25 protein-coding genes are annotated in these 25,125 nt (G+C 64.7%); 6 read left to right on the plus strand and 19 right to left on the minus strand.

Annotated elements, in window-relative coordinates:
• The first annotated feature begins 2 nt into the window (after window positions 1–2).
• Genes IE126_RS14035 through IE126_RS14045 form a run of 3 tightly spaced genes read left to right on the plus strand, consistent with a single transcriptional unit; the run spans window position 3 to window position 2,903 of the window.
• The gene (locus IE126_RS14035; RefSeq protein WP_189381373.1) at window positions 3–839 is read left to right on the plus strand and encodes an ABC transporter ATP-binding protein; all 837 of its coding nucleotides are present in this window, start codon (window positions 3–5) and stop codon (window positions 837–839) included.
• Complete coding sequence (locus tag IE126_RS14040; RefSeq protein ID WP_054303926.1) at window positions 839–1,690, plus strand: ATP-binding cassette domain-containing protein; 852 nt, start codon at window positions 839–841, stop codon at window positions 1,688–1,690. The genes IE126_RS14035 and IE126_RS14040 overlap by 1 nt, the downstream gene beginning before the upstream one ends.
• Window positions 1,691–1,748: 58 nt before the next feature.
• Complete coding sequence (locus tag IE126_RS14045; RefSeq protein WP_189381374.1) at window positions 1,749–2,903, plus strand: M24 family metallopeptidase; 1,155 nt, start codon at window positions 1,749–1,751, stop codon at window positions 2,901–2,903.
• A gap of 33 nt (window positions 2,904–2,936) precedes the next feature.
• On the opposite strand, the gene IE126_RS14050 is transcribed toward IE126_RS14045, so the two are convergent.
• The 8 genes from IE126_RS14050 to IE126_RS14085 all read right to left on the minus strand — a co-directional run bounded on the left by IE126_RS14050 (window position 2,937) and on the right by IE126_RS14085 (window position 11,237).
• Window positions 2,937–4,646, minus strand: a complete 1,710-nt coding sequence (locus IE126_RS14050; protein ID WP_189381375.1) for an FAD-dependent oxidoreductase — start codon at window positions 4,644–4,646, stop codon at window positions 2,937–2,939.
• Window positions 4,639–5,421 carry an SDR family NAD(P)-dependent oxidoreductase gene (locus IE126_RS14055; protein ID WP_189381376.1) on the minus strand — a complete coding sequence of 261 codons (783 nt, stop codon included), beginning with the start codon at window positions 5,419–5,421 and terminating at the stop codon, window positions 4,639–4,641. Before IE126_RS14055 ends, IE126_RS14050 begins: the two co-directional genes overlap by 8 nt.
• Before the next feature lie 13 nt (window positions 5,422–5,434).
• The gene (locus IE126_RS14060) at window positions 5,435–6,172 is read right to left on the minus strand and encodes an SDR family NAD(P)-dependent oxidoreductase (protein ID WP_189381377.1); all 738 of its coding nucleotides are present in this window, start codon (window positions 6,170–6,172) and stop codon (window positions 5,435–5,437) included.
• 79 nt (window positions 6,173–6,251) lie between these two features.
• On the minus strand, window positions 6,252–7,370 hold the full coding sequence (locus tag IE126_RS14065; RefSeq protein WP_054303929.1) for a C4-dicarboxylate TRAP transporter substrate-binding protein: 1,119 nt from the start codon (window positions 7,368–7,370) through the stop codon (window positions 6,252–6,254).
• A gap of 66 nt (window positions 7,371–7,436) precedes the next feature.
• Entirely contained in the window at window positions 7,437–8,555 is a 1,119-nt protein-coding gene (locus tag IE126_RS14070; RefSeq protein ID WP_054303930.1) for a C4-dicarboxylate TRAP transporter substrate-binding protein, read from the minus strand.
• Window positions 8,556–8,628: 73 nt separating this feature from the next.
• Window positions 8,629–9,933 (minus strand): TRAP transporter large permease, encoded by a 1,305-nt coding sequence (locus IE126_RS14075; RefSeq protein ID WP_054303931.1) that lies wholly within the window; start codon window positions 9,931–9,933, stop codon window positions 8,629–8,631.
• A gap of 9 nt (window positions 9,934–9,942) precedes the next feature.
• Complete coding sequence (locus IE126_RS14080; protein WP_054303956.1) at window positions 9,943–10,455, minus strand: TRAP transporter small permease subunit; 513 nt, start codon at window positions 10,453–10,455, stop codon at window positions 9,943–9,945.
• 23 nt (window positions 10,456–10,478) lie between these two features.
• Window positions 10,479–11,237, minus strand: coding sequence for an SDR family oxidoreductase (locus tag IE126_RS14085; protein ID WP_054303932.1), 759 nt, complete (start codon window positions 11,235–11,237; stop codon window positions 10,479–10,481).
• Window positions 11,238–11,360: 123 nt separating this feature from the next.
• Here IE126_RS14085 and IE126_RS14090 point away from each other — a divergent pair, with 123 nt between their 5' ends.
• Window positions 11,361–12,107 carry a GntR family transcriptional regulator gene (locus IE126_RS14090; protein ID WP_054303933.1) on the plus strand — a complete coding sequence of 249 codons (747 nt, stop codon included), beginning with the start codon at window positions 11,361–11,363 and terminating at the stop codon, window positions 12,105–12,107.
• Window positions 12,104–12,724, plus strand: coding sequence for a glutathione S-transferase family protein (locus tag IE126_RS14095; protein ID WP_189381378.1), 621 nt, complete (start codon window positions 12,104–12,106; stop codon window positions 12,722–12,724). Before IE126_RS14090 ends, IE126_RS14095 begins: the two co-directional genes overlap by 4 nt.
• Window positions 12,725–12,735: 11 nt before the next feature.
• Here the strand turns inward: IE126_RS14095 and IE126_RS14100 are convergent, their stop codons facing one another.
• The 11 genes from IE126_RS14100 to IE126_RS14150 form a co-directional block, all read right to left on the minus strand.
• Entirely contained in the window at window positions 12,736–13,071 is a 336-nt protein-coding gene (locus IE126_RS14100) for a hypothetical protein (protein WP_054303935.1), read from the minus strand.
• A 35-nt stretch (window positions 13,072–13,106) separates the two neighbouring features.
• Window positions 13,107–14,096, minus strand: coding sequence for a tetraacyldisaccharide 4'-kinase (lpxK, locus tag IE126_RS14105; RefSeq protein ID WP_189381379.1), 990 nt, complete (start codon window positions 14,094–14,096; stop codon window positions 13,107–13,109).
• 3 nt (window positions 14,097–14,099) lie between these two features.
• The gene (locus IE126_RS14110; RefSeq protein ID WP_189381380.1) at window positions 14,100–15,287 is read right to left on the minus strand and encodes a 3-deoxy-D-manno-octulosonic acid transferase; all 1,188 of its coding nucleotides are present in this window, start codon (window positions 15,285–15,287) and stop codon (window positions 14,100–14,102) included.
• 18 nt (window positions 15,288–15,305) lie between these two features.
• On the minus strand, window positions 15,306–15,551 hold the full coding sequence (locus IE126_RS14115) for a DUF4170 domain-containing protein (RefSeq protein ID WP_054301242.1): 246 nt from the start codon (window positions 15,549–15,551) through the stop codon (window positions 15,306–15,308).
• Between the two features lie 116 nt (window positions 15,552–15,667).
• Window positions 15,668–16,798 carry a CaiB/BaiF CoA transferase family protein gene (locus tag IE126_RS14120; RefSeq protein WP_054301243.1) on the minus strand — a complete coding sequence of 377 codons (1,131 nt, stop codon included), beginning with the start codon at window positions 16,796–16,798 and terminating at the stop codon, window positions 15,668–15,670.
• Between the two features lies 1 nt (window position 16,799).
• A complete protein-coding gene (locus IE126_RS14125; protein WP_189381381.1) occupies window positions 16,800–17,468 on the minus strand; it encodes a DsbA family protein in 669 nt (222 codons plus the stop codon).
• Window positions 17,469–17,479: 11 nt separating this feature from the next.
• The gene (locus IE126_RS14130) at window positions 17,480–17,965 is read right to left on the minus strand and encodes a DUF721 domain-containing protein (RefSeq protein ID WP_189381424.1); all 486 of its coding nucleotides are present in this window, start codon (window positions 17,963–17,965) and stop codon (window positions 17,480–17,482) included.
• A gap of 196 nt (window positions 17,966–18,161) precedes the next feature.
• Window positions 18,162–19,469, minus strand: coding sequence for a phenylacetate--CoA ligase PaaK (gene paaK, locus IE126_RS14135; protein ID WP_189381425.1), 1,308 nt, complete (start codon window positions 19,467–19,469; stop codon window positions 18,162–18,164).
• Between the two features lie 83 nt (window positions 19,470–19,552).
• Window positions 19,553–22,261, minus strand: coding sequence for a methionine synthase (gene metH, locus IE126_RS14140; protein ID WP_189381382.1), 2,709 nt, complete (start codon window positions 22,259–22,261; stop codon window positions 19,553–19,555).
• Complete coding sequence (locus tag IE126_RS14145; RefSeq protein ID WP_189381383.1) at window positions 22,258–23,283, minus strand: homocysteine S-methyltransferase family protein; 1,026 nt, start codon at window positions 23,281–23,283, stop codon at window positions 22,258–22,260. The genes metH and IE126_RS14145 overlap by 4 nt, the downstream gene beginning before the upstream one ends.
• Before the next feature lie 259 nt (window positions 23,284–23,542).
• Complete coding sequence (locus IE126_RS14150) at window positions 23,543–24,673, minus strand: S-(hydroxymethyl)glutathione dehydrogenase/class III alcohol dehydrogenase (RefSeq protein WP_054301248.1); 1,131 nt, start codon at window positions 24,671–24,673, stop codon at window positions 23,543–23,545.
• A gap of 73 nt (window positions 24,674–24,746) precedes the next feature.
• Between IE126_RS14150 and IE126_RS14155 the strand changes: the two genes are divergently transcribed.
• Window positions 24,747–25,106 (plus strand): I78 family peptidase inhibitor, encoded by a 360-nt coding sequence (locus IE126_RS14155; RefSeq protein WP_108130084.1) that lies wholly within the window; start codon window positions 24,747–24,749, stop codon window positions 25,104–25,106.
• Window positions 25,107–25,125 lie beyond the last annotated feature (19 nt).

Consider the following 25,125-nt stretch of genomic DNA (forward strand, 5'->3'; position numbering starts at 1 on the left):
TCATGGCGCTTCTGAACATCCGTAACCTGACGGTCAAATTCGCCACCGCCACCGGCAGCTTTACCGCCGTGGACGGCATCGACGTCCGCGTCGACCGGGGCGAGGTGCTGGCCATCGTGGGCGAAAGCGGCTCCGGTAAATCGGTGTCGATGCTGGCGGTGATGGGGCTGCTGCCCGACACCGCCACCATCACCGCCGATGAAATGACCTATGACGGCCGCGACATCCTGAAGATGAGCGGGGCCGAACGCCGCCGCCTGATCGGGCGCGAGATCACGATGATCTTCCAGGAACCCATCGCATCGCTGAACCCCTCGTTTACCGTGGGCTTCCAGATCGAGGAGGTGCTGCGCCTGAACCTCGGCCTGTCGAAACGCGACGCCCATGCCAAGGCGCTGGACCTGTTCCGCGCCGTGGGCATCCCCGAGCCCGAGGTGAAGATCAACGCCTATCCGCACCAGATGTCGGGCGGGCAGTGCCAGCGTGTGATGATCGCCATCGCCATCGCCTCGAACCCGCGTCTGCTGATTGCGGATGAACCGACCACCGCGCTGGATGTGACGATCCAGAAACAGATCCTCGACCTGCTGATGAAGCTGCAGGAGGATTACGGCATGGCGCTCATCCTCATCACGCATGACATGGGCGTGGTGGCCGAAACCGCTGACCGTGTGGTGGTGCAATACAAGGGCAAGAAGATGGAAGAGGCGGATGTGCTGTCGCTGTTCGAGGCGCCGCAGCACCCCTATACCCGCGCGCTTCTGGCCGCCCTGCCGGAACATGCGACCGGCGACCGCCTGCCCACCGTTTCCGATTTCTTCCAGCAGGAGGGCGTGTGATGACTGCAACCCCCGTCGTTGAAGGCCGCGCCATCGTTCAGGACTACCACATTCCGGGCAGCATGTTTTCCGGCGCCAAGGTGGTTCGGGCACTGAAGGGCATCGACTTTGCCGTACAGAAGGGCAAGACGCTGGCCATCGTGGGCGAAAGCGGATCGGGCAAATCGACGCTGGCCCGCGTGATCGCGCTGATCGACGCGCCGTCCGGCGGCGAGTTGCGGATTGACGGCCAGCCCGTCGACATCCGCCGTCAGCGCCCCGGCCCCGCCATGCGCTCCAAGGTGCAGATGGTGTTCCAGAACCCTTATGGCAGCCTGAACCCGCGTCAGAAGATCGGCGACGTGCTGATGGAACCGCTGGTCATCAACACCGATGTTCCTGCCTCGGAACGGCGCGAACGGGCTGAGGCGATGCTGAAGAAGGTCGGTCTGCAACCCGAACACTTCAACCGCTATCCGCATATGTTTTCCGGCGGACAGCGGCAGCGGATCGCCATTGCCCGGGCGCTGATGCTGAACCCCTCGCTGCTGGTGCTGGACGAGCCCGTGTCAGCACTGGATCTGTCGGTGCAGGCGCAGGTGCTGAACCTTCTGGCCGATTTGCAGGACGAGTTCGATCTGACTTACGTTTTCGTCAGCCATGACCTGTCGGTGGTCCGCTATATCGCCGACGAGGTCATGGTGATCTCGAAGGGCGAGGCCGTGGAACAGGGTTCGCGGGAAGAACTGTTTGCCGACCCGAAGCATCCTTATACCAAATCGCTGTTCGCCGCGACGCCGGTGACGGATGTCGAGGCGATCCGCGCCCGCGTCGCCCGCCGCAAGGCCGCCCGGCAGGCGCAGCCCGCATGAGATGCCGCCGCCCCCGCCTCGGGGGCGGCCCGATTGCCCGGTCCCGAAGGACAGTCCGATGACCGACTATGATACATTGCTGGCCGGGTTCCGCCCGGTCGATGTGCCCGCCATTCCTTCCGCCGAACTCTCGGGCCGTCTTGATACGCTGCGCCATGCCATGCGCGCGGGCGGGCTGGATGCGGTCTGGCTCGATGCCACATCGTCGCTGACCTATTACACCGGGCTGGCGCTTCATGCCTCGGAACGGCTGCATGGCGCGCTTGTGGGAGCAGATGGGTCGCTGACCTATGTGACGCCGAATTTTGAACGGCCCAAGCTGGAAACCATGATCCGCATTCCCGGTGCAATTGCAGTCTGGGAAGAGGACGAAGACCCGTTCGCCCTGATCTCCGCCCGCGTCTCCGGTCGCATCGGGCTGGACCCCGGAATGAGTTTCGGCTTTGCCAACCGGCTGATGGCGGCGAACCTGTCCGTCACTTCGGCCGGGCCGCTGATCGCGGCGCAACGGCGGATCAAGTCGGCCACCGAACTGGCCATCCTGCAAACCGCGATGGATGCCAGCCATGCGGTACAGAAGGCAGTTCATACGGGCCTGCGCCCCGGTATAACCACGGGCGAGGTGGCTGCTTTCGTGACCGCGGCGCATCAGGCGCTGGGTCTGCGCCATGTCTTTGTCGCCGTGCAGTTTGGCGAGGCGACGGCCTATCCCCACGGCGTGCCCTACGAGCAAAGCCTGAAGGACGGTGACATGGTGCTGGTTGACCTTGGCGGCAACCTGCACGGCTATCATTCCGATATCACGCGCAGCTATGTCTTCGGCACGCCGACCGACCGGCAGCGCCATCTCTGGGACTGCGAGTATCGCGCACAGATGGCGGGATTTGCCGCCGCCCGCCCCGGTGTGGCCTGTGCCGATGTCGATGCCGCCGCGCGGGGCTCGCTCGTCGCCGATGGTTTCGGCCCCGGCTATGCCGTTCCGGGCCTGCCGCACCGCACCGGCCACGGGCTCGGGCTGGACCTGCATGAAGAGCCATGGATCGTTGCAGGCGATACCACCCCGCTTGCCCCCGGCATGTGCTTTTCCATCGAGCCGATGCTTTGCGTCTATGGCGAATGCGGTGTCCGGCTGGAGGACATTGCCTATATGACCGAAGAGGGGCCGCGCTGGTTCTGTGCCCCCTCGGCCAGTCTGGACCGCCCGTTCGAATGATGCTGCGGCGCCCCTTCGCGGGGCGCCTTTGCCTTACTGGGCGGCAACCTGCCCGATCACATAGCCGAACACCAGCGCCGGGCCCAGCGTGATGCCCGGCCCCGGATAAGCCCCCGACATGATCGAGTTGATGTCGTTACCGCAGGCGAACAGACCGGGGATCGGCTGACCCTGCCGGTCTTTCACCCGGCCTTCCGCCGTCACATCCAGCCCCATCGAGGTGCCGATGTCACCGGGGAAGATCTCGATGGCATAGAACGGCCCTTCCAGCGGGCGCAGGCAGGGGTTCGGCTTGTTCTCGGCATCGCCCAGATAGCGCTGATAGCTCGTGGCCCCCTTGCCGAAGGCCGCATCCTCACCCCTCACGGCACCGGCGTTGAAGGCCCGCACCGTCGTTTCCAGCGCTGCCGGGTCTATACCGCATTGCCGCGCCAGCCCATCCAGCGTGGCATCGCGCTTCAGATAGCCGCTGGCGATATGCTTGCCGATCCGCGCCGGGAAGGCATGGGCCGCCCCCAGACCATAGCGCCGCACCGCCCGGTGATCCGCCACCAGCCAGGCCGACCGCTGCCCCTCGGCCAGCAGTTTCGCAATCAGCCCCTGCACGAAATCGTGGTAGCTGGAGGCCTCGTTCACGAAACGCTGCCCGTCATGGCCCACGGCAATGACACCCGGTTTCGCACGGTCAAGAAACAGATGCGGGAAGGGCCGGACCGAGCCATCAGTATTGCGCAGCAGCGACACCGGGGTCCAGAAACCGCCATTGGCATTGGTGTCAACAAAGGCCGCACCGATGGCTTCGGCCGCCGCAATCGCACCGCCGGTGCCGGTGCCAGGCGACATGGAATAATGCGGCAGACCACGTTTCACATGGTCGAAGGTTTCCGCCCGCTTCGCCGGGTTCTGCGGATACCCCCCCGCCGCCAGCACCACACCGTGCCTGGCCGCGATGCGGCGCAAGCCCTTCGGCCCCTTGACCTCGGCCCCTGTGACACGGCCTGTCTCATCACGGGCCAGACCAATCAACTCGTGCCCGGTGCACAGCGGAATGCCCAGCGCGAATACCGTTTCCGCCAGCCGCCCCGACACCGCAGCCCCCATCACCAGCCGGGTATTGCGGCCATGGGTCACCCGGTCGCGCAGATACCGCAGCACGGTTTTCGTGGCATAGGTCGCGGATTTGACCGAGCGCGCCATGCGCAGGAAGTGAAAGATGTCGGGCCGCCCCAGCGGCATACCGCCCAAGATCGTGAAATCGGCAATCGGCGGGCGCATGCGATAAAGATCGGCGCCCAGCTTGCGGCCATCATAATCATCGGCATCCAGCGACCGGCCGCCTTCCGTCGCTCCCTCGGCGTCGGAATGGTAATCCGGCGAATACGCCCGGTGCGCCAGCTTCAGCGCGGTCTTTTCATGGAAAAAGCCGATGGCCTCCGGCCCCTTGTCCAGAAAGGCATCGACCAGTTCGGCGTTGAACAGATTGCCTGTCTCGCCTTTGATATAGGTGCGCGCGGCCTCGCGGCTGTCGGTCATCCCGGCAGCGGCGGCCAGCGGGTTGCCGGGCACCCAGATCGCGCCCCCCGAAACGGCGGTGGAGCCGCCGAACACATCGGATTTCTCGATGATGACCGACGACAGGCCATGGTGACGGGCGGAAATGGCGGCGGCCATGCCCGCCGCGCCGGAGCCGACGATCAGCAGATCGCAGCTTTCCGGCAGATCAGGCACCACAGGTTTACGCATGGATCGCCTCTTCCCGCGGATAGCGGCCCATGGCCCAGCCGCCATCAACGGCAAGGATCTGCCCGGTGATGAACGACGCCTCGTCAGAGGCGAGGAAGCGCACGGCGCGGGCGACGTCTTCGGGCGTGCCGACGCGGCGCAGCGGTGCGCCGTCGATCATCTGATGCCGCCGCCAGGCCTCGGTGCGGATACGTTCGGCGGTCAGCGGCGTTTCGATCAGACCGGGGGCGACCGCGTTGACGCGGATGCCGTTCGGCCCGAAATCGTTGGCCATCTGCCGCGTCAGCCCGATCACCGCCGCTTTCGAGGCGGAATAGCCACACGAGCTTTGCGCGCCGATCTGTCCGAAGATCGAGGCGGTGTTGACGATGGCGCCGCCGCCATTGCGCATCATCCGCCCCACAGCCCAGCGCGACAGGCGGAACAGGCCCAGCACGTTGATATCGAAATACCGGGTGAAATCCGCATCGCTGGTTTCCAGCGCATGCGCGCCGCGCGCGACACCTGCATTGTTGATCAGGATGTCCGGCTGCCGCCCCTCTGCCGCCAGCGCGGCATCAAGCTGGTCGGGCAGGTCCGCGTCGGTCACATCCCCCTGCACGGCGGTCACGCCGGGACGGGTGGCGAGCGCCGTAATCCCGTCGGGTTCGCGGTCCACCGCCACGACATGCGCGCCTGCGGCCAGAAGCGCCTCGGCAATCGCAAGGCCGATGCCCTGCCCTGCGCCGGTTACGATGGCGGTACGGCCGTTCAGGGTGCTTGGTTGCAAAGTCATCTCGAATCCCTCCTCAGAACGCTGCCGTGCCGCCGACGGACCGGCCGCCGTCAACGATCAACACCTGCCCCGTCACATATTCGGCGCGCGGATCTGCGAAGAAGGCGACCGCATGAGCAATATGTTCGGGCTGTCCAAGCCGCCCCGAGGGTTGCTGCACACGCAACCCCTCCAGCCCCTCGGAACGTTCCAGCAGCATGTCGGTGACGATGACGCCCGGTGCGACCGCATTCACCGTGATCTGCTTTTCCGCCAGTTCCAGCGCCAGCGCCTTGGTGAACCCTGCCACCCCGGCCTTGGAAGCCACATAATGCGCATAGTGCCGCGCCCCGAACGCCGCACGCGAGGCGAGGTTGATGATCCGCCCGCCTTCGGGCAACACGCGCGCCGCCTGCTGGCAGAGCGTGAACATGGCGACCAGATTGACCTCGTACATCCTGCGGAAATCATCCGCCGTCAGCCTGTCGAAATCGCAGGTGTTGAAGATGCCCGCGTTGTTCACCAGCACCCTCAGGTTGGCCGCACCGTCGATCAGCGCCTGTGTGGCGGCCGGATCGGTGATGTCCAGCACCTCGGCCCGCGCGGTATGGCCCTTCGCCTGCAACTGGCGCACGGTTTCCTGCGCACCTTCGGCGGCCCGGTCGGCCACGATGACGGCATAGCCGTCGTCGGCAAGACGATGGGCGATGGCCCGGCCAATGCCGGAGCCTGCGCCGGTCACGATGGCGGTGGATTGAGGTTCTGTGGTCATGGGGGTCACCAGAAGATTCGGACTGGCCATTGCGGCCCGGAGAAAGACCCCGCGCAGGCATCTGCGCGGGGCTGTCGTGTCAGTTCAGGCCAAAGCTGTTAGCATCGAGCCTGGCGTAGATCTGTTCGTTCACCAGCTTGGCGATGGCCTCGGTATCATTGCGGTCCACGCCTTCCAGCAGGCCCGACCATTTCGCGACCAGTGCCAGATATTCGTCGATGATCGGGGTCGGGTCGGCGATGCCGCGCGCCTCCATCGTGCGCTTGGCAAGGCCCGCCAGCATGCCATCCTGGAACTCTTTCAGCTTCGCAGCCATGTCGGGATTGGCGTCCTCGATCACGATACCGCGTTCGGCCGAGCCTTTCAGCGCGGAATCGACGCCCTGATGATAGGCGACCTGCGCACGGGCCAGCGCCATGCCGGTCAGATCAAGGATGGCGCGGCGGTCTTCCGGTGACAGCCCTGCCCAGAACTCCTTGTTCATCACATAGGTCGCGCCCAGCGACGATCCCTGCGGCAGCCGGTTCACATATTTGACGATTTCCCAGAATTTGTAGCCGAATTCCAGATTCGTCGGGTCCGACAGCGTGCAGTCCAGCGAGCCGCGCTCCAGCCCGGTATAGACATCGGTCATCGGCACCGCGACCGGGGTGGCGCCAAGGAAGGCAATCCATTCGTTCTGCGCCGTGCCCGCGGTGCGGATCTTCAGCCCCTTGACCGAGGCCGGATCGCTGATCGGCTTCATGCAGAAGAAATTGTAGATCGGCGTCGAATAGCCACCCAGAAACACGGCATTGTGCTTGCCGTATTCCGCCACCATCTGCGGGTTCAGCACGCCGATTTCGGTCAGGGCGAAGGCCGCCGCATAATCGTCCTTCGCAAGGAAGGCGAGGTCATTGATCACGCCCGACAGCGGCAGTTCCGACGGGGTGTAGGAGGCGGCAACAATGCCAAGCTGCGCCACGCCATCGCCGATGGCCTGAAGCGTGGTCGGCGCCGGAACCAGCGAACCCGAGGAATAGACCTCGAAATTCACCCGGTCACTGGTGGCCTTGGCGATTTCCTGCACGAAGGGGCCATAGGCGACGCCATTCAGGATATGCGAGGGCGCCATCCAGTTGGTCGCCTGATACATGTCGGCGGCAGCAGGCAGCACAAGAAAGGGCAGCGCCGCTGCCGCAAGAAGCGTTGATTTCATCTTGGGGGGTGTCCTGTCGGTTGTTGCCCCGGCCCTGTGGCGGGCCGGGGAAGGTTCAGTCAGGCGTCATTCCAGACCGAAGCTGTTTTCGTCGATCTTGTCGTAGAGATTGGCTTTCAGGATCGCGGCCACCGCATCTGCGTCGGTGCGGTCGACATCGGCCAGAAGGCCCGTCCATTTCGCCTCAAGCGCGGTATAGTCGTTCAGCACGTCGGTCGGATCGTCGATACCGCGTTCGGCCATCGCCTTGGCGGGCAGCTTGCTTGCCACCTGCGACTGGAAGGCGGCGAGCGTATCGCGCATTTCCTGGGTCGGTTCGGTCACTTTCAGCCCACGCTCCTTCGAGCCTTCCAGCGCCGCCTGCACGCCGACGTGGTAGGCCACCTGCGACCGCGCCAGCCCGGTGGCCATGGCATCAAGGATGATGCGGCGCTGTGCCGGTTCCAGCCCGACCCAGAAATCCTTGTTCATCACATAGGTCGCGCCGACCACCACGCCCATCGGCAGGGTGTTCACGGTCTTGGCGACCTCCCAGAACTTGTTGCCCTTGTCGAGGTTGGTCGGGTCCGACATGGTGCAGTCAATAGAGCCGCGCTCCAGCCCCGAATAGACATCGCCGATCGGCACCGAGACCGGCACGCCGCCCAGCGATTGAATCCATTCCGTCTGTGCCGTGCCCGCGACGCGCACCTTCTTGCCCGCCACATCGGCCGGGGTCACGATTTCCGACATGCAGATGAAGTTGTAGAAGGGCGTCGAATAGCCGCCAGCGAAGATACCGCCATTCTTCGACCATTCAGCCTGCACCTTCTTGTTGGTCAGGCCGAGTTCGGTCCAGGCGAAGGCGGCGGCAAGGTCATCCTTGGCGACGAAGCCCATATCGTTGATCGTGTTGTTCAGCGGCAGTTCCGAAGGCGTATAGCCCGGATAGACAATCCCGATCTGCGCCACGCCATCGGCCAGGCCCTGCATCGTGGTCGGCGCGGGTACCAGAGCTCCCGAGGAATAGACCTCGATCTCCATGGCACCACCCGAGGCGGCGGCCACATCTTTGGCGAACTCCTGATACGGAAATTCGTTCAGGATATGGGCGGGCGCCATCCAGTTGGTCGCCTGATAGGTTTCGGCACTTGCCGCACCGGCCAGAAGCGGCAGAAGCGTTGCACCAAGCAGCAGTCGTTTCATTGGTATTCCTCCCTTTTTGGCGATGCCCGCCCTCCCGCGGCGCATCTGCCCCAGTTGCGCGCCAGGCGGGCGCTTAACGGCTCATCATTCCCGGCAGCCACAGTGCGATCTGCGGAAAGCCGATCAGCAGCGCCAGCACCAGCAGATCCACCGCGATGAACCAGCTCACCCCGGCGAAGATCTGGTTCAGCGACACCCGATCCCCCAGCGATGTCTTGATGACGAAAACATTCATGCCGACAGGCGGGCTGATCAGGCCAATGGTCATCAGCTTGATGACCAGAATGCCGAACCACGTCAGATCCACCCCGTGCTGGTGCAGCAGCGGCACCAGAACCGGCATGGTCAGCAGCATGATCGAGATTTCCTCCATGAAGGTGCCCATCAACACCAGCAGGACGCAGATCAGCAGAATGATCGTCAGCGTGTCATAGCCTTCGAAGAACCCCATCACCCAGTTCGGGATGGTGGCCAGCGCCACGAAACGGGCGAACAATGCGGCGCCCAGCACGATCATGAAGATGGCCGAGGTGCCCGCCGCCGTGTCGATGACCGACCGGACCAGCATCGGCCGGTTCAGCCGCCCACGCAGCGCTGCGATGACACAGGCGAGAAAAGCCCCCACAGCGCCGGATTCGGTTGCGGTGAAAGCGCCGGTGAAGATGCCGCCCATCACGATGGCCGTCACCACCGGCAGGGGCCAGGCATCGCGCAGCAGCGCCCATTTCTCGGCCCGTGTGCTTTGATCCACATAGCGAGGCGCAAGGCTCGGCTTCAGCATGCAGCGCAGCGTGATCATGGTGATGAAGGCCAGCGCCGTCAGGATACCCGGCAGCACACCTGCCATGAACAGCGTGTTGATCGAGGTATCGACCAGCAGACAATAGACAATCATCAGCACCGAGGGCGGGATCAGAGCCGCCAGCGTGCCCGAAGCCGCGACCGAGCCCGTGGCAAGGCCAGGGTCATATTTGCTGTGCAGCATCTCCGGCACCGCGATGCGCGAGAAGGCGGCAGAGGTCGCCACGCTGGACCCGCTCGCCGCGCCGAACAGCGCCGAGGCGAAAACGGTGGACGAGGCAAGCCCGCCCGGAATGCGCGCAAGGAAAATGCGCGCCGCCCCGAACAGCCCGCGCGTCAGCCCCGCCTCGACCGCGACGAAGCCCATGAACAGGAACATCGGGATAGCCGACAGGTTCCAGTCACCGATCAGGTTGAAGGGAATGGCCTTGGTGATGCCGACCGCAGGCTTGAAGCCCATCATCGCCCAGATGCCGAAGAAGGCGGTCGACCCCATGGCGACCCCGATGGGCACCCGAATGCCGATCAGCAGCATGATGGCGGCGATCCCGGCAAAACCGATTTCAAGACGTTCCATTGGCTTTCCTCAGAGATCTTGGACGGCAGGCGTGCCGGTGGTGCGGATCTGGCCGCGCGGGCCAAGGATCAGCCGCAGCAGGATGACCACCACCGCCAGCACAAAGCCGAAGGGCAGCAGGAATTTCGCGGGCCATGTGGTGATGCGCCAGATCCCGTCCACGGTTTCGCCGATGCGCCAGGCATGAGTGGCGACATCCCAGGAAAACCACGCAAGGATGCTGTAATAGACGGCCGATACCAGATCGGCGATCCAGCGCATCGCGCCCTGCACCCGGGCCGGCACCTTGTCGTAAACCACCTCGACCACGATCGAGCCGCCCGAGGCCTCGACCCAGGCGAGCGGCAGGAACACGCAGCCGATCATGTAATAGGCTGCCACCACCTCGGCCGTGCCGGGCAAGGGGGCGTTGAAGGCATATTTGCCGATCACGTCGATCATCACATGCAGCATCATCAGCACCACGGTCGCCCCGGCGGCCCAGCCCAGAAGATGCGTCAGCCTTTCGGCGATCTTAACCATCGTCCCCTCCCCTGCCGGATGCATCACTGCATCCGGTAGCCGCCGTTCACGTCGATCACCGCGCCGGTGATGTATCCGGCGTCCTCGCCCATCAGAAACGATACCGCCCCGGCCACATCGCCTGGCGAGCCGATCCGGTTCAGCGGGATATTGGCAGCCACCGTGCTGTCCTTTTCCGGCGGCAGCGACTGGCGCAGCATCGGCGCGTCAATCAGACCCGGCGCCACCGCATTGACAGTGATGCCCAGTGCCGCTGCCTCGCGGGCGCCCGCTTTCACCAGCGCCAGGACCGATCCTTTGGACGCGATATAGGCCGCGCTGGAACGATAGCCGCCCAGCTGCGCCGCGACCGAGGCGAAGCCGATGAACCGCCCGCCGGTGGCGCCGCGACGCGTCGCTCCGCGCAGGTATTCCCGCAACAGCAGGAAGGTGCCGGTCGAGTTCACGCGCTGGGTCAGCTCCCATTCTTTCACCGAAATGTCGGTGATCGGCGGGCGGTCGCCATTCGCTGCGAACAGCAGGATTCCCGCCGCTGCAACCACATGTTCCACCGGCGCACCTGCAGCCTCGGCTGCGGCGAAGGCATCCGCCACCGCCGCTTCGTCGGAAACATCCAGCGCGATGGCGCGGTGCCCCTGCCCCGGCAGACCGGCCACGACGCGCGCCGCCGCCTCGGCCGACAGATCTGCTGCCAACACCCCGAAACCGTCCGCCGCCAGCCTGCGGCACACACTTTCCCCAATGCCGCCAGCCGCGCCGGTGACAAGTACGATTCTCGACATTGCCGAAGATCCTCCCCTTCGTTGCAAACGAAATGAACACATTTAATCGGTAATTGCAAAATGAATCTTCCGTAAATACAATTTTTGGATACATTAAGCGAAACAACCCAAGGGAGGGGTGGCTTGACCGAGGCACATACAAGCACGGAACTGGCCATCGAGAAGCTGCGCGAGGCGATCCTCAGCGGCGAGCTTCTGCCCGGTGACCGTCTGCATCAGGATCGCCTGGCTGAAATGCTGGGTATCTCGCGCACACCCCTGCGCGCGGCGCTGACGACGCTGGCCCAGACCGGGCTGGTGTCCTATGAAAGCAACCGCGGCTTCTATGTGCGGGAGTTCTCGATTGCCGAAGTCTCGGGCGCGTTCGAGGTGCGGGCTGAGCTTGAGGCGATGGCCTGCCGCCTTGCCGCCGCCAATATGACCGATGCCGCCCGCAAGTATCTGGCGGATCTGGTGGCCGAAGGCGACCGACTTCTGGAACCCGGCGCGCTGCTGCCCGAAAACCTTGGCGCCTACCGCCGGATGAATGTCAATTTCCATACGGCGGTGATGGATCTGTCCGGCAATGCCTGGATACGGACCTTCGTGCAAAGCCTGCACAATGTCCCCGCCGCATCGGACCGTGTGATCATGTGGCGGGATTTTCGCGTGATCGAACGGTCGCACGACGATCACCACCGCATTGCCCGCGCGCTGGCCAAGGGCCAGGGTGAACGTGCGGCGGCGATCATGCGCGAACATATCACCTTCGCGCTGGAGCATCTGGACCTGCAACTGAAGCTTTACCCGCAGGATTTCCTTCGCATGCCCAGCCCCGACAAACCCGCGAAGGGCCGCAAGGCCAGCCGCAGCAAAAGGAGTTCAGAATGACCATCCGCGTATTCCATTCCCCCGCCTCGCCCTATGTGCGCAAGGTGATGGTGGCCGCCGCCGAACGCGGGCTTGCGGACCAGATCGAAAAGCTGCCTTCGGCTGCCGGGCCGGTGAAACGTGATCCGGGCATCGTGCAGCACAATTCCTCGGGCAAGGTGCCCTGCGCGCTGCTGGCCGATGACACACCGCTGTTCGACAGCCGCGTCATCACGCAATACGTCGATAGTCTTGGTGTTGCGGGCGATCCGCTTTACCCGCAGGATGCCCGCCGCTTTGCCGTGCTGACGGCCGAGGCACTGGCCGAATCCATCCTGGATGCCGCCCTGCTGCATCGTTATGAAAACGCGCTGCGCCCCGAGGAAAAGCGTTGGGAGGACTGGTCGCGCGGCCAGATGGACAAGATCGATTCGGGTCTGGACGATTTGGAAGGCCGCTGGTTCGCCACGATCACCGACGGGTTCAATGCCGCTTCCATCGCCGCCGCCTGCGCGTTGGGGTATCTGGATTTCCGCTTTGCCAGCAAGGACTGGCGCAGCAACCGCCCGCGTCTGGCCGAATGGTTTGCCACGGTCAGCGCCCGCCCGTCGATGAAAGACAGCTTTCCCGCAGGCTGAGCCTTTTCCTGTCAGTCGAAGAACGGCGTCATCTGCGCCACCACGACCGAATTTTCCTCAAGCGCGCGCTGCATCAGCGCGCGTTCCTCGTCGGGGATCTCGTCGCCCGCCTCAATCCGTTCGTCCAGCGTGCCGTAGCCCGACACGTCCAGCGGTGCCAGGTCGGCCTGTTTGAGGATGGCGACCGTTTCGCGCACCGCCTCGGCCTCGTCCACGCCGCTGGCATAGATCATCAGCGCGGCGCCGGTCGCCTTGTCGGGCAGGCCGTCCCCCGATTTGCGGCCGACCTCGACCACCAGCGTATAAACCTGCTGCGGTCGCTTCACCTTGCCGTCATCGCTTGCCATGCCACCCTCCGCGCCTTGCCGTTCCGCGTCCACAGCTACGCCGGATCGCCGGGCCGGGCAAGCGCGCCAATCCTGACCAGCGCCGCCTCCAGCGGCAGCCAGTCATCCAGCCGCAGCCGTACCGGCAATGTCAGCACCTTCGAGCGGAAGGCGGCGGGCAGGCGCACAGCATCCTTTTCAGTCGTGACCAGCTGGGCGCCCAGCATCGCCGCGTCCCGCTCCAGCCGCGCCAGCAGCGCGGGCGACAGCGGCTGGTGATCATCCAGCGGCACTTCGCGGGCGATGATCGCACCTTCGGCCCTGAGCGAGGCGAAGAATTTCGCAGGCTGGCCAATCCCGGCGAAGGCAAGCACCCGCTCCCCCTGCCAGCCCATGCCGGTGGGCAGAACCTCCAGCCGCCCGCGCAGATGCGGCACGGGGGCAGTGAAGTCCGCCGCGAACCGTGTCTGGGCCGCCACATCCCCGATGGACAGCAGAAAATCCGCCCGCGCCAGCCCCGCCGTTACGGGTTCACGCAGCGGCCCGGCAGGCAGGCACAGCCCGTTGCCGAAGCCCTGCGCCGCATCGACCACCACGATGGACAGATCTTTCTGCACCGAAGGATTCTGGAACCCGTCATCCAGCAGAATAACCCGCGCCCCGGCGGCCTCGGCGGCCTTCACGCCGGCAGCGCGGTCCTTTGCCACCCAGACCGGCGCGAAAGGGGCAATCAGCAGCGGCTCATCCCCCACCTCGGAGGCCAGATGCCGGGGCTGCACCTGCACCGGACCGGCAAGCGTTCCGCCATGGCCGCGCGTCACCACATGGACGCCATCGGGAAGCCGCTCCAGCAGCGCGAGGGTCGTCGGCGTCTTGCCCGTACCACCCGCGTTCAGGTTGCCGATGCAGATAACCGGAACCGCCGCGCGATAACCGGCCCGCGCCACCCGGCGTGCCGTCGCGGCGGCGTAAAGCGCACCCAGAGGGCGCAACACCTGCGCGGCAAGACTCGGGGCGGGCTGGAACCAGAAATCAGGTGCGCGCATCGGCTACCCCTCCCCCAGCAATTGCCGCATGAGGGCCAAGGCCTGCGCCGTCGCCTCAGTCCCTTCGGATGATACGATCCATGCCGCACGCGCCAGCAACGCCGCCCGGTCGGGCGCCAACAATTCTGCCACCGCCTCGGCCAGATCGGGCGCCGAAGCAACGGACCGCGCACCACGCGCCGCGCCCAGCCGCCCCAGCGCGGCCCCCCATGCCCCCGGGCGCGGCCCATGGATCAGCGAGGCACCCAGCGCCGCCGCCTCCATCGGGTTGCGGATGCAGCCGGTCCCGGCCAGAGATCCACCCAGAAAACAGATCGGCGCCAGCCGATACCACAGCCCCATCTCTGACGTATCGGCAAGGAAGACCTCGGTATCCGGCTCGGGCTCCTCATCCGCACTGCGCTGTGCGACCTGCCACCCCTCAGCCTCCTCCATGCGGTGTGCCAGCAGCGGTGCACGGGCCGGGTCTTCGGGCACAAGGATCAGCAGCAAACGATGCGCCTGCCGCAGCGCGGCGCGGTGCGCCTCGATCACGGCGGTTTCCTCGGCCTCCGGCAGACAGGCCGCCAGCCAGACCGGACGCGCCGCAAACAGATGCGCCAGCGCCTCGCGTTCGGCCTCGTTGCCGGGCAGCACATGGCTGGGTTCTTCCAGACGACCCGCGACGCTGATGCGATTGGCGGCCACCGACCGGCGCAGACTGCGGGCCGCCGCATCGTCCACCGCACAGATCTGCGTAAAATCAGCCAGCGCCGATTTCACCAGACCCGGATACCAGCCATCGCGGCCCGGCGGCAGATGTGGCGCCCGAGCAGCCAGCATGGCCATCGGTATCCTGCGCTCCGCCGCCTCGTGCAGGATCGAGGGTCGCAACTCTCCGCCCGAGAACAGCACCACATCGGGACGCCAGTGATCCAGAAACAGCCGCGCGCCCGCAGCACTTTCCCCCGGCGGCGGCTGCCAGATCGCCCCGTCAGGCAAGGCGTCAGGTAGCTCGGGCGCGGTCAGCAGGACGGGGTGGCCATCCTCTTCGCGGATATGGCGCGCCAGTTCGGCCATCTGCGGCGCCAGATCCGCAGTCGGCGCATGCAGCCACGCCAGCCGCCCCGGTGGCCGCTCCGGCCAGTCGGGCCGGACCAGCGGCTCTTTCCGTGCCGCGATCTGGTATAGCGTCAGGCCGATGGAGGGCATTCATGCGCCCGGGGGAGATCAGGCCCCCAGCTCCTCGGTCGGCGAGGCGGGCTCTGCCTCATCCCGCAGGCGGTGGATATGGGCGATGAAATAGCGCATGTGGGCGTCATCCACCGTGCGCTGCGCCTCGGCTTTCCAGGCGCTGTAGGCGGTCTGGTAATCGGGGAACATGCCGACGACATGGATCTTTGACACGTCCTTGAAGACGTTCTTTGTCGGGCTGACCAGCTCGCCGCCAAAGACGAGGTGCAGACGTTGCGCCATGTATAAGCTCCGCTTTCAGATATGTCGCCAAGCTAACGGAAGCAGCGGCGAAGTTAAAGCCGCCGCCCCGTCACAGAGCCGCATTTACAGGGAAAAATCGGGACTTGCCCGAAAATTCACTCGCCCAGGATTTCAGCCTGATGTTCGCCCAGTTTCGGGGAAGGCCGGTCCAGCGACAGTTCGGCCCCCGAGAAGGTGAAGGGCGAGCGCACGCCCGGCACACCGTCCGGCGCGATCTGCATACCGCGCGCCACGATCTGCGGATCGGCAAAGACCTCGGCCATGTCATTGATCGGTCCGGCAGGCACGCCCTGCGCCTCGCAGGCGGCCAGCAGATCGGCCTTGGTCATGGCCCGCGTCGCCGCGCTGAGCGCCTCGGTCATCACCTCGCGGTGGGCGATGCGGTCGGCGTTGGTCAGGAAGCGCGGATCATCGGCCATTCCGGGCAGGCCGAGCAGACCGCAAAGCTTGCGATACTGGCTGTCGTTTCCGGTGGCGAGGATGATCCAGCCGTCGGCGCAATCGAACACTGCATAAGGTGCAAGGTTCGGATGCGCATTGCCCATCTTGCGCGGCGCCGTGCCGGTGGCGAGGTAGTTCATCGCCTGATTGGCCATGATCGAGGTCGCCACATCCATCAGCGCCATGTCGATGTGCTGCCCTTCGCCGGTGCGACCACGCTGCACGATCGCGGCAAGGATCGCGGTGGCGGAATAGATGCCGGTAAAGACATCGGTCACCGCCACGCCCACCTTTTGCGGCTGGCCCTCGGGCTCGCCCGTCACGCTCATCAGCCCGGTCATGCCCTGGATGATGAAGTCATATCCCGCGCGGGCGGCATAGGGTCCGGTCTGGCCGAATCCGGTGATGGAGCAATAGATCAGCCGGGGATTCACCGCGCGCAGGCTTTCGTAATCCAGCCCGTATTTCTTCAGCCCGCCCAGCTTGAAATTCTCGATCACCACATCGGCATCGGCCACCAGACGGCGCACAACGTCCTGCCCTTCCGGCGTACGGAAATCGCAGGTGACCGAGCGTTTGCCCCGGTTGCAGCAATGGAAATAGGCGGCACTGCGGTCGCCCTCGCGCTCGATGAAAGGGGGGCCCCAACGGCGCGTATCGTCGCCTTCCGGCGCCTCGACCTTGATGACTTCGGCACCCAGATCGGCCAGTGTCTGCCCGGCCCAAGGCCCGGCAAGAATCCGGGCCAGTTCGATCACGCGAATACCTTCCAGAGGTGCGGGCATCTTACTTGGCAAGCTCCGCATCCAGCAGTGCCTTCAGGTCGGCATAGCTCATGTTCGAATGCTTGGTGCCATTGATGAACAGGGTCGGCGTGCCTTCCACCCCGTCGGCTTCCATGTTTTCCTGGAATTTCGTGACCATGGCCTCCGCCATCGCCTGATCCTTGAAACAGGCGTCAAGCTGATCGTCCGTCATCCCGGCGCTGCGGCCGATGGTCTTGAGATTGTTGATCACCACATTCGGATCGTCCGAAGCGGCCCAGTCGCGCTGCTTTTCGAACAGCAGGCCGTTGATGCCGAAATAACGCATCTCGCCACCGCAGCGCGCCATCATCGCCGCCCACAGCCCGTAGCGGTCGAAATATACCTCGCGATAGACGAACTTCACCTTGCCGGTGTCGATGTAGTCGGCCTTGAGCGGTTTAAAGACATCGCTGTGAAAGTTCGCGCAATGCGGGCAGGTGTAAGAGGCGTATTCGGTCAGCGTGACCTTCGCGTCCGGATTGCCCAGCACAAGCTCCGTGACCTCTGGCGCGGGCGTGGACTCCGCCGGGGCGGGCGCGGCCTCGGTCTGTGCGAATGCGGCACTGCCGCCCAGCAGGCTGCCGAAAAGGCCGATGGCCGTGGTGGACAGGGCAAGGCCAAGCAGGCCGCGGCGGGTCAGAAGGTTCATGGCAGTGCCTTTCAGCTTTTCCGGCGAGTTAAGATATTCTGCGCCAGCGTTTCAAGGGCGCTTCTCAGCCCCTCGTCCTGCACGCCCTCGGCGGTGGCGCGTGCCTTGCTGGCGATTTCGGGCGCGACGGGTTTCGGCGCCGCAGGAGGCGCCAGCGCGAACTGCGCCTGTCCCTCGGCAAAGCCCGAGGGCGCGGTCTGGGTCAGGCTGATGCGGCCGATGGCAGCATAGCCATAGCAGGCGTTCACCCGTTCCTGGATGCGCGGCAATTGCATCTGCACCATGGGCGCGTCTGTGGGTTTGACCAGCAGTGTCAGCGTCGCCCCGAAGGCTCCGCGCGCGAAGCCCACCTTCACGGGCCGGGTGATGCGGGCCAGATCGGCGCCCACCACATCGGGCCAGTGGGTCAGAAGCCGCGTCACCGCGAAGCCCCGGCTTTCCCCCGCGCTGCGGATGCGATCCTTCAGCAAGCCCGAGGCCGCCTCGAACCCGCGCATGCGCCGACCCTGCCGCTGCGTGCGGTCGGGGCGGGGCGTATCGCCGCGGTTGTCCTCGGTCATGGGCCTGTCTCCGTGGCCTGTCTCGGTCATTGGCCTGTCTCGGTCTTTCGCAGCAGCTTAGCCGCCCGCAAGCAGACGGGCCAGCAGGCAGCATCGGAAAGACGCATAAAGATTGCGTGACAAGACAGGCGGCTTAGCCGCGCGGACGCAGGTCCAGCACGCGTTTCGCCTTGCCCTCGCTGCGTGGCGCGGTGCCGGGCGGGCCGAGACGCGCCATGATGCTGATGCCCATCCCCTGTTTGACCCGCTTTTGCAGCCGGGACGCCAGTTCCGCGCGGGCGGCTTCATCCACACCCGCCACGGTTTCGGCGACCACGGTCAGCGTGTCCATCCGCCCCTTGCGCGCCAGTTCGATCTGCCAGTGCGGCGCGAGGCCCGGCAATGCGAGAATCTGCTCCTCGATCTGCGAGGGAAACAGGTTCACCCCGCGCAGGATGATCATGTCGTCACTGCGCGCGGCGATCTTCTCGATCCGCCGCATCGAACGCGCGGTGCCGGGCAGCAGCCGCGTCAGATCGCGGGTGCGGTAGCGGATGATCGGCAGCGCCTCTTTCGTCAGCGAGGTCAGCACCAGCTCGCCCACCGCGCCGTCAGGCAGCACTTCGCCCGTGTCGGGGTTGATGATCTCGGGGTAGAAGTGATCCTCCCACAGATGCGGGCCATCCTTGGTTTCCACGCATTCCATGGCGACGCCCGGCCCCATCACTTCGGACAGGCCATAGCAATCAATGGCATGCATGTCGAATGCGGTTTCGATCTCGGCGCGCATGGCGTTGCTCCACGGCTCACCGCCGAACATCGAGGTGCGGAGCGGGCTGCGCGTCGGATCAAGGCCGCGCGCCCGGTATTCATCGAGGATCGACAGCATGTAGGAGGGAGTCGCACAGATCACCGTTGCGCCGAAATCCTCGATCAGGGTCACCTGCCGGGGCGTCATCCCGCCCGAGACCGGCACCACCGTGCAGCCCAGCCGCTCGGCGCCGTAATGCGCGCCAAAACCGCCGGTGAACAGGCCATAGCCATAGGCCACATGCACCACATCGCCGGGTCGCGCCCCCGACGCGCGAAGCGAGCGCGCCATCAGGCCCGACCATGTATCCAGATCGTTGCGGGTATAGCCCACCACCGTGGGCTTGCCGGTGGTCCCGGACGAGGCATGCAGCCGGATCACCTGTTCGCGCGGCACGGCGAACATGCCGAACGGATAGGTCGCGCGCAGGTCATCCTTCACCGTGAAGGGAAACAGCCGGATATCTTCCAGCCGCTTCAGGTCAGACGGATGCACCCCATGCGCCCCGAACTTCGCACGCATCGCCGGGATATTCTCCCAGGCATGGGACAGCGACCATTTCAGTCGCTCCAGTTGCAGGGCCGCGATTTCATCGCGCGAGGCAGTCTCGATCGGGTCAAGACAGGCAGGATCGTTCATCTGGTCACGCATCATCGGCCATCCGGGCAGCTTTCCGGCCCGAGACTGGCGCCGGAATCAGGCGCGGTTATGGCTCGGGCGCGGCCTGCTCCGGTTCAGGCTACCGCTTTTTCGGCTGCGGGAACATAATTCAGCACCGGGGCCAGCCACCGTTCCGCCTCACCCAGCGACATGCCCTTGCGGGCGGCATAATCCTGCACCTGATCGCGTTCCACCTTCGCCACGCCGAAGTAATAGCTTTCGGGATGCGCAAGATAGAGCCCCGACACCGAAGACCCCGGCCACATTGCCATGCTTTCCGTCAGCTGCACGCCGGTATGCGTTTCGGCCTCCAGCAGGCGGAACAGCATAAGCTTTTCGGTGTGATCGGGCTGGGCCGGATAGCCGGGGGCCGGACGGATGCCGCGATAGGGTTCACCGATCAGCTCCTGCGGATCGAAGGCCTCGTCCCGCGCATAGCCCCAAAGCTCGCGCCGCACGCGCTGATGCAGCATCTCGGCCATTGCCTCCGCATAGCGGTCGGCCAGCGCCTTGACCATGATCGCCGAATAATTGTCATTCGCGCGGTCAAAACGGTCGGCAATCGCCGCTTCCTCCGGACCGGCCGTCACAACGAACCCCCCGACATAATCGCGCGGCCCACCTTCAGGCGCCACGAAATCGGCGAGCGCCACATTGGGGCGCCCCGCCCGCTTGGCATGTTGCTGGCGCAGGCTGTGCAGGGTGGTCAGCGGCAGTTGGCGGTCCTCGCTCTGATACAGCCTGATGTCATCGCCCACCCCCTGTGCAGGCCAGAAACCAACGACCGCGCGCGGGCTGAACCAACGTTCCGCGATGATCCGCGCCAGCATGGCCTGCGCATCGGCAAACAGCGCGCGGGCGGCCTCGCCCTGCTTTTCATCCTCCAGAATCTTCGGATAGACGCCCTTCATCTCCCATGTCTGGAAGAATGGTGTCCAGTCGATATAGCGGGCAATCCCGGCCAGATCCCAGTCATTGACCGGCCGCACACCAAGGAATTGCGGCGCGGGCACCTGATAGCCTGCCCAATCGAGTTTCAGCGCATTCGCGCGCGCCTGCGCCAGCGGCAGCCGCAGCTTGGCCCGCTCGGCCCGTTCGTGGCGTTCGGTCACTTCGGCATATTCCGCCCGGATCCGGGCGACATAGGGCGCCTTCTGTGTCGGGCTGAGCAGACTTCCCACCACCCCCACCGCACGGCTGGCGTCCAGCACATAAACCGCCGGGCCGGAATAGCGCGGCCCAATCTTCACCGCCGTATGGACCTTCGAGGTCGTGGCCCCACCGATCAGCAAGGGAATCGCCAGCCCTGCCCGCTCCATTTCCGAGGCCATATGGATCATCTCGTCCAGCGAGGGGGTGATCAGGCCGGAAAGACCGATGGCATCCACCTTCTCGGCCTTCGCGACCTCAAGGATCTTCTGCGGCGGCACCATCACGCCCAGATCAATGATCTCGTAATTGTTGCAGGCCAGAACCACGCCGACGATGTTCTTGCCGATGTCATGCACATCGCCCTTCACCGTGGCCATCAGGATCTTGCCCGCGCTTTCACGCCCCGATCCGCCGTTCAGCCGCTTTTCCTCTTCCATGAACGGCAGCAGAACCGCCACGGCCTGTTTCATCACACGGGCCGATTTCACGACCTGCGGCAGGAACATCTTGCCCGCGCCGAACAGGTCACCCACCACATTCATCCCCGCCATCAGCGGGCCTTCGATCACATCCAGCGGGCGCGCGGCGGTAAGGCGCGCAACTTCGGTATCAGCCTCGATGAATTCGGTGATGCCGTTCACCAGCGCATGTTCCAGCCGTTTCTCCACCGGCCAGTCACGCCAGGCCAGATCGCGGACCTTTTCTTCCTTTGCGCCTCCCCGGAAGCGATCCGCGATCTCCAGCAGCCGGTCGGTCGCATCCGGACGGCGGTTGAGCACGACATCCTCGCAACGCGCGCGCAGATCGGGGTCGATCTGGTCATAGACCACAAGCTGCCCGGCATTGACGATACCCATGTCCATCCCCGCCGCGATGGCATGATACAGGAAGACGGCATGCATCGCCTCGCGCACCGCCTCGTTGCCGCGAAAGCTGAACGAAAGGTTAGAGACGCCGCCCGATACATGTGCATTCGGCAGGTTCGCGCGAATCCACCGCGTCGCCTCGATGAAGTCGACACCGTAATTGTTGTGCTCCTCGATCCCGGTCGCCACGGCGAAGATATTGGGATCAAAGATGATGTCCTCGGGCGGGAAGCCGACTTCATCCACCAGAATGCGATAGGCGCGGGCACAGATTTCAGTCTTGCGCGCGAAGGTATCAGCCTGCCCCGTTTCATCAAAGGCCATGACGACCACGGCCGCGCCATAGGCCAGACACAGGCCCGCCTGATGCCGGAACGCCGCCTCCCCTTCTTTCATGCTGATGGAATTGACGACGGGCTTTCCCTGCACGCAGCGCAGGCCCGCCTCGATCACTTCCCATTTAGAACTGTCGATCATCACCGGCACACGGGCGATGTCCGGCTCGGCGGCCAGCAGGTTCAGGAACTCGACCATGGCGGCCTTTGAATCGATCAGCCCCTCATCCATGTTGATGTCGATGATCTGTGCGCCGTTTTCCACCTGATCGCGCGCCACTTCCAGCGCAGCGGAATAGTCGCGGTTGACGATCAGCTTGCGGAACCGGGCCGAGCCGGTGACATTCGTGCGCTCCCCCACGTTCACGAAAGGAATGTCGGACGTCAGGGTGAAGGGTTCGAGGCCAGAGAGGCGCAGAAGCCGGGTCATTTCACACTCCTCGGGCGCAGGCCCGTCACGGCTTCCGCAATGGCGCGAATATGATCCGGCGTGGTGCCGCAGCAGCCGCCGACCACATTCACCAGCCCTTCGCGCGCGAAATCAGCCACTTGGCGGGCGGTTTCCTCGGGGCCTTCGTCATATTGGCCAAAGGCATTGGGCAGCCCGGCATTGGGATAGGCACAGACCGCCACATCTGCCGCCTGCGCGAGTTCGGCCAGATGCGGCCGCATGGCACTCGCCCCCAGCGCACAGTTCAGCCCCACGGTGAAAGGCCGGGCATGAGCCACCGAATGCCAGAAAGCGGTCGGCGTCTGCCCCGACAACGTACGCCCCGAAGCATCGGTGATCGTGCCGGAAATCATCAGCGGGAGGCGCCGCCCTGCTTCGGCAAAAACCTCCGTACATGCAAAGATCGCCGCCTTGGCGTTCAGCGTGTCGAAGATGGTCTCGATCAGGATCAGATCGGCGCCGCCCTCGATCAGGCCCCGCACCTGCGCGCCATAGGCGCGGCGCAGATCGTCGAAGGTGACGGCGCGATAACCGGGGTCGTTGACATCCGGGCTGAGGCTCGCTGTACGGTTGGTCGGCCCCACCGCCCCGGCCACGAAGCGCGGCCGGCCGTCGATAGCCGTCGCCCGGTCCAGCGCCGCCCGCGCCAGCCGCGCGCCTGCGACATTCAGGTCATGCACCGCCGCTTCCATGCCGTAATCCGCCTGCGCGATGGTGGTGGCGGAAAAGGTATTGGTCTCGACAATATCAGCCCCCGCCATGGCATAGTGGAAATGGATCTCCTCAACCGCTGCGGGCTGGGTCAGGCTCAAAAGATCGTTGTTGCCCTTCTGCGGATGGTCCGAGTGATGGTGGCAGGCACATCCGTGAAAATCCTCCTCAGCCAGACCCAGCGCCTGGATCTGCGTGCCCATGGCCCCGTCGAGGATCAGGATACGCTTACGCACAAGATGGTTCAGAAGGTCGGTGTTCGGGCTGTCTGGAATCTGGAAAATCTGCATCGGATCATGGGCTTCTTCAGGAAGCCCGGACCCTAGGCAGATTGCCCGCAGGATTCAAATTCACATTTCTGGAAAAGGTTATGAGGAATTTCGATAATCCGGCCAGGCGCCTCTGGCTGGTTGCGGACCGGGGGTTTCACACCCCCGGACCCCCGTGGGATATTTGTGGACAGAAAATCCACTATATGCGGCGCCCTCATTTTCTGTCTGAAAATATCCTCGGGGGGTCCGGGGGGCGAAGCGCCCCCGGTCCGACAGATCAGTAGACGACCACAGCGCGGATCGACTTGCCTTCGTGCATCAGATCGAAGCCCTTGTTGATGTCCTCAAGGCTCAGCGTGTGGGTGATCATCGGGTCGATCTGGATCTTGCCGTCCATATACCAGTCAACGATTTTCGGCACATCGGTGCGGCCGCGCGCGCCGCCGAAGGCGGTGCCTTTCCACTGCCGCCCGGTGACCAGCTGGAAGGGCCGCGTGCTGATTTCGGCCCCCGCAGGTGCCACGCCGATCACCACCGAGACGCCCCAGCCGCGATGGGTGCATTCCAGCGCGTCACGCATCACCTTGACGTTGCCGGTGCAATCGAAGCTGTAATCCGCGCCGCCGATCTGATCGGCCGGGGTTTTCGTCATGTTGACGATATGCTGGACAACCGAACCCTCGATCTCTTTCGGGTTGACGAAATGGGTCATACCGAAGCGTTCGCCCCATTCCTTCTTGTCGTTGTTCAGATCGACCCCGATGATCATGTCGGCACCGGCGATCTTCAGGCCCTGAATCACATTCAGGCCGATGCCGCCCAGGCCGAAGACCACCGCCTTGGCGCCGATTTCCACTTTGGCGGTGTTGATCACCGCGCCGATGCCGGTGGTGACGCCGCAGCCGATGTAGCAGACCTTGTCAAAGGGCGCGTCGGGGCGGATCTTGGCCAGCGCGATTTCCGGCACCACGGTATGCTGCGCGAAAGTCGAGCAGCCCATGTAGTGATGGATCGGTGTGCCATCCAGCATCGAGAAGCGCGAGGTGCCGTCGGGCATCATGCCCTGGCCCTGCGTTGCGCGGATCGAGGTGCAGAGGTTGGTTTTCTGGCTAAGGCAGCTCGGGCATTCCCGGCATTCCGGGGTATACAGCGGGATGACGTGATCGCCGGGTTTCAGCGTGGTTACACCGGGGCCGCATTCGACCACGACGCCCGCGCCCTCATGGCCGAGAATCGCCGGGAACAACCCTTCCGGGTCGGCGCCGGACAGGGTGAATTCGTCAGTGTGGCAAATGCCGGTGGCCTTGATTTCCACCAGAACCTCGCCGAATTTCGGCCCTTCAAGGTTCACTTCCATGATCTCAAGCGGTTTTCCGGCGGCAACGGCCACCGCGGCACGGGTGCGCATAGGCTCCTCCCTCTGTCAATTTGGCACAAGCTGTGCGAAACACGGGGGAATTGCAACGCGGGAAACGGCACTGATGAAACGAGTTACGACCACCACCGCCCTGCTTCTGGCCCTTGCGACTGCGGCTTGCGCCCCCGCGCCCGAGCCCTATCAGCCTCCGGCTCCGGTGGTGACGCCGGGGATCGACCCGGTGACCGGGCAACCGATCGACGTGACGCCCGGCCTGAATGACCGCGAGCCCGATACCTGCCACGCGGCGGATTATCAGTATCTGAAGGGGCAGAACCAGTCTTCGGTGACGGCGGCGGGCATCACCCGGCCCACCCGGTTCGTGACACCCGGCGGGATCGTGAGCCAGGAAGAATATGATTCCTTCCGCATCAACTTCCACCTCGACCCGATGGGAACGGTGGTCCGCATCACCTGCGGCTGATCTTCTGCCCGCGGTTTAC

Origin of the sequence: Gemmobacter nanjingensis (assembly GCF_014652195.1) — a bacterium.
In the GTDB taxonomy this organism is placed as follows: domain Bacteria; phylum Pseudomonadota; class Alphaproteobacteria; order Rhodobacterales; family Rhodobacteraceae; genus Gemmobacter; species Gemmobacter caeni.

Bases quoted from the DNA above. Each gene is read 5' to 3' on its own strand.
- IE126_RS14150 (WP_054301248.1), bottom strand. From the start codon at position 24,673: ATGCGCACCCGTGCCGCGGTGGCCGTTGCCGCCGGAAAACCGCTTGAG.
- IE126_RS14040 (WP_054303926.1), top strand. From the start codon at position 839: ATGACTGCAACCCCCGTCGTTGAAGGCCGCGCCATCGTTCAGGACTAC.
- IE126_RS14060 (WP_189381377.1), bottom strand. From the start codon at position 6,172: ATGACCACAGAACCTCAATCCACCGCCATCGTGACCGGCGCAGGCTCC.
- IE126_RS14125 (WP_189381381.1), bottom strand. From the start codon at position 17,468: ATGAACCTTCTGACCCGCCGCGGCCTGCTTGGCCTTGCCCTGTCCACC.
- IE126_RS14155 (WP_108130084.1), top strand. From the start codon at position 24,747: ATGAAACGAGTTACGACCACCACCGCCCTGCTTCTGGCCCTTGCGACT.
- IE126_RS14070 (WP_054303930.1), bottom strand. From the start codon at position 8,555: ATGAAACGACTGCTGCTTGGTGCAACGCTTCTGCCGCTTCTGGCCGGT.
- IE126_RS14075 (WP_054303931.1), bottom strand. From the start codon at position 9,933: ATGGAACGTCTTGAAATCGGTTTTGCCGGGATCGCCGCCATCATGCTG.
- IE126_RS14045 (WP_189381374.1), top strand. From the start codon at position 1,749: ATGACCGACTATGATACATTGCTGGCCGGGTTCCGCCCGGTCGATGTG.
- lpxK (WP_189381379.1), bottom strand. From the start codon at position 14,096: ATGCGCGCACCTGATTTCTGGTTCCAGCCCGCCCCGAGTCTTGCCGCG.
- IE126_RS14130 (WP_189381424.1), bottom strand. From the start codon at position 17,965: ATGCGCGGGTTCGAGGCGGCCTCGGGCTTGCTGAAGGATCGCATCCGC.
- IE126_RS14050 (WP_189381375.1), bottom strand. From the start codon at position 4,646: ATGCGTAAACCTGTGGTGCCTGATCTGCCGGAAAGCTGCGATCTGCTG.
- IE126_RS14095 (WP_189381378.1), top strand. From the start codon at position 12,104: ATGACCATCCGCGTATTCCATTCCCCCGCCTCGCCCTATGTGCGCAAG.
- IE126_RS14085 (WP_054303932.1), bottom strand. From the start codon at position 11,237: ATGTCGAGAATCGTACTTGTCACCGGCGCGGCTGGCGGCATTGGGGAA.
- IE126_RS14065 (WP_054303929.1), bottom strand. From the start codon at position 7,370: ATGAAATCAACGCTTCTTGCGGCAGCGGCGCTGCCCTTTCTTGTGCTG.
- IE126_RS14080 (WP_054303956.1), bottom strand. From the start codon at position 10,455: ATGGTTAAGATCGCCGAAAGGCTGACGCATCTTCTGGGCTGGGCCGCC.
- IE126_RS14120 (WP_054301243.1), bottom strand. From the start codon at position 16,798: ATGCCCGCACCTCTGGAAGGTATTCGCGTGATCGAACTGGCCCGGATT.
- IE126_RS14055 (WP_189381376.1), bottom strand. From the start codon at position 5,421: ATGACTTTGCAACCAAGCACCCTGAACGGCCGTACCGCCATCGTAACC.
- IE126_RS14110 (WP_189381380.1), bottom strand. From the start codon at position 15,287: ATGCCCTCCATCGGCCTGACGCTATACCAGATCGCGGCACGGAAAGAG.
- IE126_RS14145 (WP_189381383.1), bottom strand. From the start codon at position 23,283: ATGCAGATTTTCCAGATTCCAGACAGCCCGAACACCGACCTTCTGAAC.
- paaK (WP_189381425.1), bottom strand. From the start codon at position 19,469: ATGCGTGACCAGATGAACGATCCTGCCTGTCTTGACCCGATCGAGACT.
- IE126_RS14100 (WP_054303935.1), bottom strand. From the start codon at position 13,071: ATGGCAAGCGATGACGGCAAGGTGAAGCGACCGCAGCAGGTTTATACG.
- IE126_RS14115 (WP_054301242.1), bottom strand. From the start codon at position 15,551: ATGGCGCAACGTCTGCACCTCGTCTTTGGCGGCGAGCTGGTCAGCCCG.
- metH (WP_189381382.1), bottom strand. From the start codon at position 22,261: ATGACCCGGCTTCTGCGCCTCTCTGGCCTCGAACCCTTCACCCTGACG.
- IE126_RS14035 (WP_189381373.1), top strand. From the start codon at position 3: ATGGCGCTTCTGAACATCCGTAACCTGACGGTCAAATTCGCCACCGCC.